Source organism: Mesorhizobium quangtriensis, from assembly GCF_040081925.1.
GTDB classification, from domain to species: domain Bacteria; phylum Pseudomonadota; class Alphaproteobacteria; order Rhizobiales; family Rhizobiaceae; genus Mesorhizobium_K; species Mesorhizobium_K quangtriensis.
Window position 1 is genome coordinate 458,493 of record NZ_JBEBMF010000001.1, and the last position, 13,856, is coordinate 472,348.

Genomic DNA, 13,856 nt, shown 5'->3' on the forward strand with positions numbered 1-13,856 from the left:
CTTTACTCCCAGTTGTTATGAGATCGTTCCCGGTTATGGATTCTGGTTAGTGCGTATTGCGCAGGAACTGCTTCAGCCGTTCCGATTGCGGGTCGCCGAAAAGCTGTTCAGGCGGACCTTCTTCCTCGACGAGCCCGTTGTAGAGATAGACGACGTGCGTCGCGACGTTGCGGGCGAACTTCATTTCGTGGGTGACGAGGATCATGGTGCGACCCTCCTGCGCGAGATCGCCGATCACCCGCAGCACCTCGCCCACCAGTTCGGGGTCAAGCGCTGACGTCGGCTCGTCGAACAGCATGACGCGCGGATCGATCGCGAGCGCGCGGGCGATCGCGCCGCGCTGCTGCTGTCCGCCGGACATGAAGGAGGGGTAGACGTCGCGCTTTTCGGCCAGCCCGACGCGCGCAAGCAGGCGTTCGGCAGTGGCGATCGCCTCGTCGCGCCTCACGCCGAGCACGTGGATCGGAACCTCGATGACGTTTTCCAGAAGCGTCATGTGGCTCCACAGGTTGAAGCTCTGGAACACCATGCCAAGTCGCGAGCGGATGCGCTCGATCTGCCGGCGATCGGCGGGGATGGTGTGGCCGTGGCTGTCCGCCTTCAGCTTTATCTCCTCGCCGTTGACGCGAATAATGCCGCTGGTGGGATTCTCCAGGCAGTTGATGCAGCGAAGCAGAGTAGACTTGCCTGACCCGGAGCCGCCGATGATGGCGACCACGTCGCCGTCGCGCGCCGAAAGCGAGACGCCCTTGAGCACCTCGAGCTCGCCGAACCTCTTGTGCAGGTTTTCGATGTGGATGGCTTCGGCCGCGCCATTATCTGGCTGCCGTTGCGTCAGCGAAGTGGCGGTCGCTTGTGTCACCGCCTGCGGTTTCCGCGTCTGAGGTCTTGCGGGACTTCTCTACCCATCACCCAATCACGAACTCTGTGCCCATTTGTCAGGATGGACCGGCTTTGTCGCAGTCGTCAACCGCTGAATGCGCCCGATGATGTCGCCAGCGCCTATTGATCGGGGCAGGTGTCTGGTGCAGTGTCAGCTCCTACCTCGAAAGGGTGAGCCATGAGAATCATTCACACGATTGTCGCCGCCGCGTTCCTGGCGGGTACCACTCTGGCCGGCATGGCCCCGGCCAAGGCGCACAATAATGCGGGCGCCTTCGTTGGCGGCCTCGTGGCCGGCGCTGTTCTCGGCGGCGCGGTCGCGGCTGCCTCCCAGCCTCGTCCCTATCCCTATTACGGCTATCCGCCGCGCTATTATCCGCCGCCGCCTCCACCGCCGCCCTACGCCTACCCTCCCTATTGCGGCTACTATCCGTATCCGCCCTGCTACAGGTAAGGGTCGAAGTCCTGAGCAAATGCCCCGGGTGCAATGCCGGGCAATCATGGTCACGAACAAGAGATGAGTGGCACGATATGCGCAATCTGCTGAAGTTCACCCTTGCGACGGTTGTGGTCGTGGGCGCTCTGTCCGGACGGGCCTTTGCCCAGGAGGCGGCAGAGCCTGCCGCCGCACCTCCCGCCCCGCCGACGATGCCTGCCCCCTACGATTGCACGCTTACAGAAGCGGTGATCTGCAAGGCAGGTGCGACCTGCACCCCTGCAAAGACACTCGGCGAGCTTCCGCTGCCTGCGCGCGTCCTCGTGCATTTCGAGAACGAGATCATCGCTACGGTCGGACCCAACGGGCTGCCGCACATCAGCAAGATCGCCGACCTGTCGAGCTCGGGCGACATCGTCGTCGCACAGGGCGTCGATGGCGGCACCGGCTGGATGCTGCACGCGACGAGCAATGACGATGAAGTCACCTTCGTCGCCGCCTCGGACGACTTCATCCTCAGTGCATTCGGCACTTGCAAGCCGGCCGAATAGCGGCAAGCCTGTGGAATAGCGGGCAACCGCGACTGGGCGTAGCGGGAAGGCCATGCGGCCGTTATGCCGCATGATCGATACCGGAGATACGCCATGAACATTCAGGCCAAACGCGCATATGGATCGCAGTCGATGGCCGCGCCCCTGCGGCGCGTGCTGATGCGCTCCGCGGCCAGCGCCATGCGCCGTGCCGACCGGAAGGAATGGCACTACGGCCCGGGCTTCGATCCCGCGCGAGCGGCCGATCAGCACAAGGCTTTCGCCGAACTGGTTGCGGCGTCCGGCGCGGCGGTCGAATGGCTGACTGACGAAGACGACGGGCTTGCCGATTCGGTGTTCACGCACGACCCGTCGCTGGTGACGGACCGCGGCGCGGTCATCCTCTCGATGGGGAAGGCGCTCCGCAAACCAGAACCCGCGCTGCATGAAAAAGCCTACGCGCGCATGGGCGTGCCCATATTCGGCCGCATCGAAGCGCCGGGACAGGTCGAAGGTGGCGACTGCGTCTGGGTCGACGCGCAGACGCTAGCCATCGGCCGTGGAGTCCGGACCAACGAGGCCGGCATTCGCCAGATGGCTGCGCTGCTGGAGCCGCTAGGCATCGAGGTGCTGGGCTACGACCTGCCGCTCTGGCATGGCGAGGAAGCCTGCCTGCATCTGATGTCGGTGATCAGCCCGTTGGCCGACGATCTGGCGCTGGTCTATTCGCCGCTGCTGCCGGCTGCATTCTACCAGTTGCTAAAGGCGCGCGGCATCACGCTTGTCGAGGGCGACGCCGACGAGTTCCGCGACAGCTTCGGCCTGAGCCTCAACGTGCTGCCGACCGCGCCACGCGAGGTGATCGCAGTCGCCGGCTTCCCGAACACCGCCGCGGCGATGGAAGCCGCCGGATGCAAGGTGCAGACCTTCGAGGCGGACGCGCTCTGCATCGCCTGTGAAGGCGGGCCCACCTGCCTGACGCGCCCGGTGCTGAGAGGGTAGCGCGATGACGCTGGGAGAAGCGCTGGTCCGCCTGCTCGAGGCGCACGGTGTCGATACGGTGTTCGGCATACCGGGCGTCCACACGGTCGAGCTTTATCGTGGTCTCGCCGGCTCCAAGATACGGCACGTCACGCCGCGCCACGAGCAGGGTGCCGGCTTCATGGCCGATGGTTATGCGCGCGCGTCCGGCAGGCCCGGCGTCGCGTTCGTCATCACCGGCCCGGGCCTGACCAACGCGATCACCGCCATGGGGCAGGCGCGGGCCGATTCGATACCGATGCTGGTGATCTCCGGCGTCAATGCGAAGGCGACCCTCGGCAAGGGCTTCGGCCACCTCCATGAACTGCCCGACCAGATCGGGCTTATCGGCAAGGTGGCCCTGGAATCGCATCATATAGCCATGCCTGACGAATTGCCGGCGGCGCTTGCCGACGCCTTCGCTATCTTCGCGAGCGCAAGGCCGGGGCCGGTGCATATCGAGATACCGCTGGACGCGATGACACTGCCGGCGGATGCTCTGTCGGCGCAACTCGCAAACGCCCTGCCGCCACAGCCGGAGGCCGGAGCGATTGCCGAGGCGGCTGCGCTGGCGCGTGACGCAAAACGTCCGCTCATCCTTGTCGGCGGTGGCGCCAAGGCTGCAGAAGAGCCTCTGAGGCGCCTTGCCGAAGCGCTCGACGCGCCGGTGGTCCTGACCGCGAACGCTCGCGGGCTGGTTCACGGCCATCCGCTCGGCGTTCCGGCAAGCCCCAGCTTCAAGGCTGTCCGCAAGCTGATGGACGAAGCCGACTTCGTCATTGCGGTCGGCACCGAATTTGGCCCGACCGACTACGACATGTATGGCGACAACGGTTTCGTGGTGCCGGGAAACTTGGTGCGCATCGACATCGACGCGGACCAGATCGCGCGTCATCATTCGAGGCTGTCGATCCAGGCGGATGCCAGCGCGGCCCTGGATGCTCTTGTCGCTGCCGTCGAGGTCAAGCCGAAGATGGATGGCGTCGAACGCGCTGCTGCTGCTCGGGAGGCGGCGCGCGCCGAGCTGTCGCCGCTGCTTTCGGAGCAGTTGCGCGTGGTCGAGACGATTCGCGACACGCTGCCTGGCTCGATCATCGTCGGCGATTCCACGCAGCCGATCTACGCCGCCAATCTCTATTACGACCACGACCGTCCGGCTGGCTGGTTCAACGCGGCGACGGGCTTCGGCACGCTGGGCTACGGGCCGCCCGCCGCGATCGGGGCGGCACTGGCCTTGCCCGATGTCACCGTGGTCTGCATCTCCGGCGATGGCGGCTTTCAGTTCACCCTGCCGGAGCTCGGCGCTGCGAAGGATGCCGGGGCGCCGGTCATCTTCGTGGTGTGGAACAATCGCGGCTACCGCGAGATCGAAACCTCCATGACCAGCGTCGGCGTCGAGCCGGTCGGCGTGTCGCCCGCGCCGCCGGATTTCATCAAGATCGCGGATGCCTATGGCATCGCCGCTGAACGGCTGCAGTCGGTCGAAGAACTTCCCAACGCGCTGCGCCGCGCGAAAGCGAAAAAGGCTCCTTACCTCATCGAAATCGTTGTAGACTGACCCGTATGGCAGGCGAGTTCGAAGGCAAATCCGTCGTCGTGACGGGCGGAACGGGTGCGCTCGGCGGCGCGGTGATCGCGCAACTGATCAGCGCTGGCGCGACCTGTCATGTGCCGACCGGCAGGACGTCCGCGCCGAAGGATTTTGCTTTTGCGAATGACGCGCGGGTGAAGTTCACGCCGAACGTCGATCTCGGCGATGCCGGCTCGGTCGCTGCCTTCTATGGCGCCATTCCTGATTTCTGGGCGTCGATCCATGCCGCCGGCAGCTTCGCCATGTCGCCGGTCGGCGAGGACAACGCGAAGGCGTTTGCGGACCTGATGCAGGCCAACGCCGCAACTGCTTTTTTTTGCAGCCATGCCGCCGTACGCTCGATGATCGCTTCGAAGACTGCGGGGCGCATCGTCAACGTGACCGCCCGCCCCGCGCTCGATCCACGCAAGGGCACGGGCATGTCCGCCTATGCCGCAAGCAAAGCTGCTGTTTCCGCGCTCACCGTGGCGCTCGCCGAGGAACTGAAGGGCGACGGCATTCTGGTCAACGCTGTCGCACCGTCCACGCTGGACACTCCGACCAACCGCAAGGCGATGCCCAAGGCGGATTTTGCCAAATGGGTCAGCCTCGATGCGGCGGCACGGGCGATGCTCGACCTTGCCTCGCCCCGCAACACGGCAATGAGCGGTGCGCTCGTGCCGATCTACGGCCGCGCATAAATTTCGCAGCGATCACGACGATCCGTGGATGTCGACCATCGGCTTGAGCTGATCCTGCGACGCGGCCCAGTCGGTCGGCCGCTCGATCATGCGCCGCACCTTGATCGGCTCTGGCCCGGCGTGGAGCCTTCGCAGCGTGTCGCCTACGATCGCGTCCGAATGGGTGGTGCGCATGTTGTGGCGCACATATTCGTGCCATGTCGGCGTGTGGTAAGTCTCCACCCAGAGCTGCGGATTTTCGAGGTCGCGCGACAGCGTCCATTGCCGCGCGCCGTCGCGGCGGCGGATGCGCCGGCGCTCGGCCATCGCGTCGAGGAACTCGTGCAGATCCTCCTCGCGGATCGTGTATTCGATCGCAATGACGATCGGTCCGGAGCGCGCCCGGAGGTCAAGCGCGACGCTCGGTTCGCGCCAGCGGTTGAGCGGGTCGAGGTTGAGTTCGGTATAGCCAGGCAGCCTGATGAAGAAGCCGATCGCTGCGCCGACGAGCATGAGCGCGGCCGATGCCAGCAGTGCCTCGGCTGGGCCGTGGCTTTCCGCGACCATGCCCCAGACCCAGCTTCCGAGCGCCATGCCGCCGAAGATCGCCATCTGGTAGATCGACATGGCGCGCCCGACCACCCAGCGCGGCGTCGAGAGCTGCACCGTCACGTTGAACAGCGCCAATGTCAGCACCCAGGCGACGCCGCCGATCAGCAGGCCGATGCAGGTGAGCCACGCCGTGGCGGAGAGCGCCTGGATCGTTGCGGAGACCGCGAAGGCGACGAAGCCGATGCGCGTGATCCACTCGTTTTCGATCATGCCTCGCAGTCGGCCGCCGAGAAAAGCGCCGCCGATCGCGCCGACGCCATAGGCGCCGAACAGGACGCCGTAGAGAAGCGGACCGCCGCCGACGAGGTCACGTGCGACCAGCGGGAGTAGGGCAAGCGTCGAGATGGCCGCGAAACCGAAGACGAAGCCGCGCAGCAACACCTTCTCGATGTTGGGCGACATGGCGACATAGCGAAGGCCGGCGGAGATCGCGAGGCCAAGCGATTCGCGCGGCAGGTGCGATTTCGGGGTCTCCAGCTTCCAGCGCAGCAGCACGGCGATGAGCGCCAGGTAGCTGACGGCATTTACGGCGAAGGCCGCCGCCGCGCCCGCGGCGGCGACGATGATGCCACCGATCGCCGGGCCGACGCTGCGCGTGATGTTGAAGCTCATTGCGTTGAGCGAGACGGCGGCGGGCACCTGGCTGCGCGGGACCATGTCGCCGACGGCGGCCTGAATTGACGGGTTCTGCAGAGCCGTGCCGCAGCCGATCAGGAAGGTGAAGGCGAGAAGCACCCACGGCGTGATCATGCCGGCATAGGCGAGCAGCGCCAGCACCGCCGAGACGACCAGCATGAAAGCCTGCGCGATCAGCATGATGGTGCGGCGGTTGTAGTTGTCGGCCAGCGCGCCCGAAATCAGCGAGAACAGCATGATCGGCAGCGTCGCCGCCGCCTGCACCAGCGCGACGAGATCGGCCGAACTGGCGATGGAGGTCATCATCCAGGCAGCGCCGACGCCCTGGATCAGCGAGCCGAGATTGGCGACCAGCGTCGCCAGCCAGACATTGCGGAAGACATTCGACTTGAAGGGGTCTAGCGCGCCGGGCCGGGCGGGAAGGGGAGTGTCTGGCATGCAGGCCTGTATCCGGCCCGCGGGCTTGCAGTTCGCAGGCTTTGCAGGCTGCTATGCCACAGGGAGGCTCAAGAAAAAACCCGCCGGATCGCTCTGGCGGGTCTTTTGTCTCGTGAGGGTTGGCCTTAGGGCCAGCCCTGTCAGGCTTAGCTGCCCTGCTTCTTCAGCGCGGCGCCGAGGATGTCGCCGAGCGAAGCGCCGGAGTCGGTCGAGCCGTACTGGGCGACTGCTTCCTTCTCTTCCGCGATCTCCAGCGCCTTGATCGACACGGTGAGCTTGCGCGTCTTCTTGTCGAAGGCGATGACGCGGGCGTCCACCTTCTGGCCGACGGTGAAGCGCTCGGGGCGCTGCTCGTCACGATCACGCGACAGGTCGGCCCGCTTGATGAAGGTCTCGACGCCATGGTCGACCAGACGCACGTCGAGGCCGCCATCCTTGATGCCGATGACTTCGCAGGTGACGACCGCGTTCTTGCGCAGTTCGCCGGAGGTTGCGGCTTCGCCGACGGAGTCGCGGGCCATCTGCTTGACGCCGAGCGAGATGCGCTCCTTCTCGACATCGACGTCGAGAACCTGCGCCTTCACCATGTCACCACGGTTGTACTCCTCGATGACCTGCTCGCCCGGACGGTTCCAGTCGAGGTCGGAGAGGTGCACCATGCCATCGACATCGCCTTCCAGGCCGACGAACAGACCGAACTCGGTCTTGTTCTTGACCTCGCCCTCGACGACCGAGCCGACCGGATGGTTGCGCTTGAAGGCTTCCCACGGGTTCTCGAGCGTCTGCTTGAGGCCGAGCGAAATGCGGCGCTTGGACGGATCGACCTCGAGCACGACCACGTCGACCTGCTGCGAGGTGGACAGGATCTTGCCGGGGTGCACGTTCTTCTTGGTCCACGACATTTCCGAAACGTGGATGAGGCCCTCGATGCCCGGCTCCAGCTCGACGAACGCGCCGTAGTCGGTGATGTTGGTGACCGTGCCGGTGATCTTCTTGCCGATCGGGAACTTGGTGCCGATCTCGCCCCACGGATCCGACTCGAGCTGCTTCATGCCGAGCGAGATGCGGTGCGTTTCCTGGTTGATGCGGATAATCTGCACCTTCACCGTCTGGCCGATGTTGAGGATCTCGGTCGGATGGTTGACGCGACGCCATGCCATGTCGGTGACATGCAGCAGGCCGTCGATGCCGCCGAGGTCCACGAACGCGCCGTAGTCGGTGATGTTCTTGACCACGCCCTCGACGACCTGACCCTCTTCGAGGTTCTGGACGATCTCGGAGCGCTGCTCGGCGCGGCTCTCTTCGAGAACCGTGCGGCGCGACACGACGATGTTGCCGCGACGGCGATCCATCTTGAGGATCTCGAAGGGCTGCGGGTTGTGCATGAGCGGGGTGACGTCGCGGATCGGACGGATGTCGACCTGGCTGCGCGGAAGGAAGGCAACAGCTCCGTCCAGATCGACGGTGAAGCCGCCCTTGACCTGGTTGAAGATGACGCCTTCGACGCGCTCGCCCTTGGAGAACTTCTCCTCGAGCTTGACCCAGCTCTCTTCGCGGCGGGCCTTGTCGCGCGACAGCATGGCTTCGCCAAGCGCGTTCTCGATGCGCTCGACATAGACCTCGACGGTGTCGCCGACCTTCAGGCTGCCGTCTTTGGCCTTGGCGCCGAATTCCTTGAGTGCGACGCGGCCCTCGACCTTGAGGCCGACGTCGATGATGGCCATGTCTTTTTCGATGGCCGTGATGATGCCACGGACGACCTGGCCTTCACCCGAATGTCCGTCAGAGAAGGACTCTTCGAGAAGCGCCGCGAAATCGTCGCGGGATGGATTTGCTGCAGACATATGTTCTCCTGGAAAGCTCCGTTTTTTGCGGAGCGGGCGCCGTGGTTAGCGTTGCGTTGGCCTGCCGGCGTTCCGGGTTTTAAAACCCTGATGCCGCTGTCGCGGCGATGTCGGCGCAAAGAATGCTGGCAGGCTGGTTCGGTATTGTCGGCCCGATATGGGTATTTGGTCCGCTTCCGGCAACCGGAAGCACCCGGCTCAGGTCTTGTTCCGTTTGGCGAGGACGTCCTCGATAGCCGACCGCGCCGCCTGGAACGCGGCTTCTATAGACATTTCCGACGTATCGAGCAAGTGCGCGTCGGGTGCCAGACGAAGCGGCGAGTCGGCGCGGCCGGCGTCGCGCTCGTCGCGCCTGACAATGTCGGCGAGGATATCGGCAAGATCAGCCTTGCCGCCGCGCGAATGGATATCGCGCAGCCGCCGCGCCGCGCGCACCTCGGGCGACGCCGTCACATAGAGCTTCACGTCTGCTTCGGGACACACCACGGTGCCGATGTCGCGGCCGTCGAGCACCGCGCCGCCGGGCTGCGCGGCAAAGGCTCGCTGCTTGTCGACGAGGATTTTCCGGACGGTCGGAAACACCGCGACCTTCGACGCCGCATCCGCCACTTCATGCGCGGACAGCACCTCGCGGTCGAGATTAGCGAGATCGACCTGCCGCGCCGCAGTCTCGGCCGCCGACACATTGTCGAGCGGCAGGCCGTGGATCAAAAGCGCATGGCCGACCGCGCGATAAGTCAGCCCGGTATCGAGATGCGGCAGGTGGTAATAATCCGCCAGCCGACGCGCCAGCGTGCCTTTTCCCGAAGCGGCCGGGCCGTCGATGGCGATGGTGAGGGATAGCGAATGATTCATCAAAGGTTTTGTCCCCGCCAATGCCGAACACTACCTGCCGACATTTTCTGGGCTCGCTAAAGCAGAAGCTGTCGAAGCTTGGTATTTTTCCCGATGGGTATTTCGTGCATCGAAGGTGCGGCAAGAAGATTCGTGACTTGTTCGATCTCAGGCCACTTCCAAACCAGCGTTGCCGCAACCTGATGGATTGGAGTCTTCTGATAGGCAGGTGCCAGGATGAACCCATGAAGGCCTGCTGACCTTAGAGCTGCTCGTTCGGCCGAATTTCTCAATACTCGGCCATCGCCTGACACAAACACCCAATTGTCAGGATGAAGTTTTAGGTAGTTGATCCATTCAATATCTGCCGCGTGTCGTCCAGTAGGCAAGCCTTTCAAGTCACGAATATGCGTGGCGCTGTGTCCGTAGTTGCTGATAAAGCCGTGAAGGGTGGAAGCCCAGACTGGGGCGGTGCAGTTGTCGAACAGCACATTCACGCTGCGTGCCGCGCTACCAGCGAGGCCTCAAAGTCCATGGCCCTAACTACCGACGACTCCGGCACGTCGTATGCTTGCGCCGTTATTTTGCTGCCTGCCGAGTTGCCAGTGGCAGCTAATATCGCCGTGGGTACGCTTGAAACCGAATCGATAGGTTGACCGAACGCGCGGTTGGGATCGAGCACGATATGCGCCTGACGTCCGTGCGGCCACCAAGCCGTAGGACTACCCTCCTTATCGAAGTCCACTGTCTTCAATAGTGGATCGATGATTCCCTTAAACTCGTATTGCCGCCGAAAAAGATTGAGCAATCGCTCCTTCTCTTGCCCTTTCTCATCAGTCTCGATCACGTGAAGGAAAATTTCGCGACCGTCTGTGCGAAAGCGGTTGGTGGAAAGGGGATGGTTACGACCAAGAACTTCTTCTGCCAAGCGAATGGCGCTTCGGACACGAACGGAGGAAACGCCAGCCTTTATAAACGCGTCTGCGACGCGCACCTCCATCAAATCTCGAAACCCGAGGAATAGGCGATCCTCTTTCAAATCGATTTCTGACATCCAGAGCGGGGGATATTCCCTTTCACCAATTTGGTGGCCACGCATCCAGCGAACAATTTTCTTAGGAGGCACGCGCAAAAGCCTGCCAGCCTCCGCAGGGGTGTACAGTCCGATGCCGAATAAGGTTTCGGCTGCTTTTGGTCGCCTTTCCAGCATACTCATATTGATTCAGGCTTCGCTCGTCCTGTCAATCGAAGCTCAATAATTCCCCGCGGCTATTGCGGTTTAGATGACTGCGGTCAGGGTAAAGTATGCAAATCGCTTCGATTATACACTCCGCATCAGGCCGCCATCCACTCGCAGGCTCTGGCCGGTGATGTAGCCGGCGGCGTCGGAGAGCAGGAAGGCGATGGTTGCGGCGACTTCTTCCGACCTGCCGTAGCGCGCCATCGGCACGCCGGCGCGGCGCTCTTCTGTCTGCGGGAGGCTGTCAATCCAGCCTGGCAGCACGTTGTTCATGCGGACATTGTCGGCTGCGTGACTGTCGGCAAAGAGCTTGGTGTAGGTGGCGAGTCCGCCGCGCGCGACCGCCGATGTCGGGAACATCGTGGTCGGCTCGTCCACCCACGCGGTCGAGATGTTGACGATGGCGCCGCCCTTTTGGGCGATCATGACCGGCGCGACCAACCGCGTGGCGCGCACGACATTCATGAAATAGACGTCGAAGCCGGTCTGCCACTGCTCGTCCGTGATCTCCAGCAACGGGGCGCGCGGACCGTGGCCGGCGCCGTTGACCAGCGCGTCGATGCGGCCCCATTTCGCCATCGTGAGGTCGACGAAGCGCTTGAGGTCGTCGTTGGACTGGTTGGAGCCGGTGAAGCCCAGCCCGCCAAGCTCCGCGCCGAGCGCCTCGCCCTTGCCGGATGACGACATGACCGCCACGGCGTAACCGTCTTCCGCCAGCTTGCGCGCGGCCGCGGCCCCCATGCCCGAGCCGCCGCCAACCACCATCGCGACCTTTTGTGCGCTCATCATCCTTACTCCGTTGGTGCGTGCGTCCGTCGCTACTCGATCTCCGCGCCGAGTTCCTTCATCAGCCCCATGAATTCGGGGAAACTCGTGGCAATCATGTTGGCATCATCCACCGTAACGGGCTTTTCGGCGGCGAGGCCGAGGATGAGGAAGCTCATGGCGATGCGGTGGTCGAGATGCGTCGCGACCGTGCCGCCGCCGAGCCCCTTGCCGCCCGGCCGGCCGCGCACGGCGAGCGTCGCCTCGCCTTCCGTGCAGTCGATACCGTTGGCTTCCAGACCGCGCGCGACGGCCGCGAGGCGGTCGCTTTCCTTGACCCGCAGTTCTTCCAGACCCTGCATCAGCGTCTCGCCCTCGGCGAAGGCGGCCGCGGCCGCGAGCACCGGATATTCGTCGATCATCGATGGTGCGCGCGAGGCCGGTACCGCGACGCCCTTCAATTCGGAGGACCGCACGCGCAGGTCGGCAACGTCCTCGCCGCCGGCATTGCGCGGATTGAGGATTTCGATGTTGCCTCCCATCTCCTGCAGCGTCAGCAGCAGGCCGGTGCGGGTCGGGTTCATCAGCACGTTCTCGATGACGATGTCGGAGCCCGGAACGATGAGCGCGGCGACCAGCGGGAAGCCTCCCGATGACGGGTCGCCGGGCACGGCGATGGTCTGGCCGGTGAGCTTGCCCTGCCCCTCGATAAAGATATGGCGCACGCCTTCCTCGTCGGTCTCGACGGTCAGGTTGGCGCCAAAACCCTGCAGCATCTTCTCAGTGTGGTCGCGGGTCATCACCGGCTCAATCACGGTGGTGATGCCCGGCGTGTTCAGTCCGGCCAGCAGAACGGCCGACTTCACCTGCGCCGACGCCATCGGCACGCGATAGGTGATGGGCGCGGCATGCTTCGGCCCGCGCAGCGTGATCGGCATGCGGTCGCCCGGAGCGGCTTTGAGAACCTGCACCCCCATCTGGCGCAGCGGGTCCAGCACGCGGCCCATTGGCCGCCCCGAGAGCGAGGCGTCGCCGATGAAGGTCGTCTCCATGTCGTAGACGCCAACGAGGCCCATGGTCAGGCGCGATCCCGTGCCGGCATTACCAAAGTCGAGCGGGCCTTCCGGCTGCAGCAGGCAGCCATTGCCGACACCCTGGATGATCCACTCATCGCCATTCTTCTCGATCCGGGCGCCCATCGCCTTCATCGCCTCGCCGGTGCGCATCACGTCCTCGCCTTCCAGCAGCCCGGTGATGCGCGTCTCGCCCGAGGCGAGGCCGCCGAACATGAAGGAGCGGTGCGATATCGACTTGTCGCCCGGTACGCGCGCAACCCCTTTCAGTCCCTGCGAGCGCCGGGCAAGAGCGGGGCGCGGTGGCGCAGCATGTGTCATGACGTTTCCTCGGGCATTCCGTGAAGCATTTCCCGGGAACACGTCTCTGGACATGTCCCGGTGGCGCGGGCTTGTTTTTCGGCGGCTCTCCTATCACGACGCCGTGACACGGTCATCCCCTCGTTCCATATCGGCCGGCATGCCCGAAAGGAGTGTGAGAATGCCTTCCTTTTGGCTTTGACAAGGGCCGTTTTCTATGAATATGGGGACCGGAAATCACGGACGAGGACGGCAGTGGCTAAATCCGATCTTGGCACAAAACGCATCGACCCCGAAACGGGTCGCAAATTCTATGATCTGAACAAGGACCCGATCGTCTCCCCCTACACGGGCAAGAGCTACCCGCGGTCGTTCTTCGATTCCGGCAGCGAGAAGGTGCTGGAAGAAGAAGTCGACGAGAAGGAGACCGAGGAAGAGGATGCTCCCGAGGTCATCTCGCTGGAGGACGCGGACGACGAGGCGAAGGGTGACGATCTTCCCGATCTCGACGATGACGACGACGACGTCGATCTCGGCGACGATGACGACGACACCTTCCTCGAGGACGAGGAAGAAGAGGAAGACGACGTCAGCGGCATCATCGGCGTCGGCGAGGACGAGGACGAGGCATGATCGTCCTGCCGCACCCGGCTTATTCGGGGCGCGGCGAACAGTCTCCGGCAGGCTGCCCAAATAAGCTTGCCGGGAGACTTGATCTTGATGCGGGGCGGCGCTAGAAGCCGCCACCTGATCTCTTCGCCGGAAACGGCGCCGGCGCGAGCCGGGTGTGGGGCCATAGCTCAGTTGGGAGAGCGCTTGAATGGCATTCAAGAGGTCGTCGGTTCGATTCCGATTGGCTCCACCAAAAATCACTGACCAGTTCAGCTATTTACAATCCGCCGGCTAGGGCGGGTTCGGCCCAATAGTTGCCGGGGCACGCGAGAACACATCTCAACGCTCTTGCCTGGGAATAGCCGGGATTTGCCGAGAATAGAC

At 63.9% G+C, this 13,856-nt stretch carries 14 protein-coding genes and 1 tRNA gene; 7 read left to right on the forward strand and 8 right to left on the reverse strand.

The features are described from left to right. Positions 1 to 46: 46 nt before the first annotated feature. The gene (locus tag ABMA32_RS02320) at positions 47 to 862 is read right to left on the reverse strand and encodes an ABC transporter ATP-binding protein (protein ID WP_349012114.1); all 816 of its coding nucleotides are present in this window, start codon (positions 860 to 862) and stop codon (positions 47 to 49) included. 198 nt (positions 863 to 1,060) lie between these two features. Here ABMA32_RS02320 and ABMA32_RS02325 point away from each other — a divergent pair, with 198 nt between their 5' ends. The 5 genes from ABMA32_RS02325 (at position 1,061) to ABMA32_RS02345 (ending at position 5,139) form a co-directional block, all read left to right on the forward strand. Continuing rightward, positions 1,061 to 1,336: a hypothetical protein gene (locus tag ABMA32_RS02325; protein ID WP_349012115.1), complete on the forward strand. Its 276-nt coding sequence runs from the start codon at positions 1,061 to 1,063 to the stop codon at positions 1,334 to 1,336. Positions 1,337 to 1,413: 77 nt separating this feature from the next. Beyond that, entirely contained in the window at positions 1,414 to 1,869 is a 456-nt protein-coding gene (locus ABMA32_RS02330) for a hypothetical protein (RefSeq protein ID WP_349012116.1), read from the forward strand. 132 nt (positions 1,870 to 2,001) lie between these two features. Beyond that, the gene (locus tag ABMA32_RS02335; protein WP_349013308.1) at positions 2,002 to 2,850 is read left to right on the forward strand and encodes a dimethylarginine dimethylaminohydrolase family protein; all 849 of its coding nucleotides are present in this window, start codon (positions 2,002 to 2,004) and stop codon (positions 2,848 to 2,850) included. Between the two features lie 4 nt (positions 2,851 to 2,854). After that, positions 2,855 to 4,426, forward strand: coding sequence for a 5-guanidino-2-oxopentanoate decarboxylase (locus ABMA32_RS02340; protein WP_349012117.1), 1,572 nt, complete (start codon positions 2,855 to 2,857; stop codon positions 4,424 to 4,426). 5 nt (positions 4,427 to 4,431) lie between these two features. Then, positions 4,432 to 5,139, forward strand: a complete 708-nt coding sequence (locus ABMA32_RS02345) for an SDR family NAD(P)-dependent oxidoreductase (protein ID WP_349012118.1) — start codon at positions 4,432 to 4,434, stop codon at positions 5,137 to 5,139. A gap of 12 nt (positions 5,140 to 5,151) precedes the next feature. Here ABMA32_RS02345 and ABMA32_RS02350 read toward each other — a convergent pair whose 3' ends face one another. The 7 genes from ABMA32_RS02350 to aroA form a co-directional block, all read right to left on the reverse strand. Beyond that, a complete protein-coding gene (locus ABMA32_RS02350) occupies positions 5,152 to 6,804 on the reverse strand; it encodes an MFS transporter (protein ID WP_349012119.1) in 1,653 nt (550 codons plus the stop codon). Positions 6,805 to 6,950: 146 nt separating this feature from the next. Further along, a complete protein-coding gene (rpsA, locus tag ABMA32_RS02355; protein WP_349012120.1) occupies positions 6,951 to 8,648 on the reverse strand; it encodes a 30S ribosomal protein S1 in 1,698 nt (565 codons plus the stop codon). A 198-nt stretch (positions 8,649 to 8,846) separates the two neighbouring features. Further along, positions 8,847 to 9,503 (reverse strand): (d)CMP kinase, encoded by a 657-nt coding sequence (gene cmk, locus ABMA32_RS02360; protein ID WP_349012121.1) that lies wholly within the window; start codon positions 9,501 to 9,503, stop codon positions 8,847 to 8,849. Positions 9,504 to 9,559: 56 nt separating this feature from the next. Then, positions 9,560 to 9,979, reverse strand: a complete 420-nt coding sequence (locus tag ABMA32_RS02365; protein WP_349012122.1) for a PIN-like domain-containing protein — start codon at positions 9,977 to 9,979, stop codon at positions 9,560 to 9,562. Further along, on the reverse strand, positions 9,976 to 10,698 hold the full coding sequence (locus ABMA32_RS02370; RefSeq protein WP_349012123.1) for a hypothetical protein: 723 nt from the start codon (positions 10,696 to 10,698) through the stop codon (positions 9,976 to 9,978). The genes ABMA32_RS02365 and ABMA32_RS02370 overlap by 4 nt, the downstream gene beginning before the upstream one ends. A 105-nt stretch (positions 10,699 to 10,803) precedes the next feature. Next, a complete protein-coding gene (locus ABMA32_RS02375) occupies positions 10,804 to 11,508 on the reverse strand; it encodes an SDR family oxidoreductase (RefSeq protein ID WP_349013309.1) in 705 nt (234 codons plus the stop codon). Positions 11,509 to 11,540: 32 nt separating this feature from the next. Further along, entirely contained in the window at positions 11,541 to 12,881 is a 1,341-nt protein-coding gene (gene aroA / locus ABMA32_RS02380; RefSeq protein WP_349012124.1) for a 3-phosphoshikimate 1-carboxyvinyltransferase, read from the reverse strand. A 234-nt stretch (positions 12,882 to 13,115) separates the two neighbouring features. On the opposite strand from aroA, the gene ABMA32_RS02385 reads away from it, so the two are divergent. After that, entirely contained in the window at positions 13,116 to 13,493 is a 378-nt protein-coding gene (locus ABMA32_RS02385) for a TIGR02300 family protein (protein WP_349012125.1), read from the forward strand. A 156-nt stretch (positions 13,494 to 13,649) separates the two neighbouring features. After that, a tRNA-Ala gene (locus ABMA32_RS02390) sits at positions 13,650 to 13,725 on the forward strand. Positions 13,726 to 13,856: the final 131 nt, after the last annotated feature.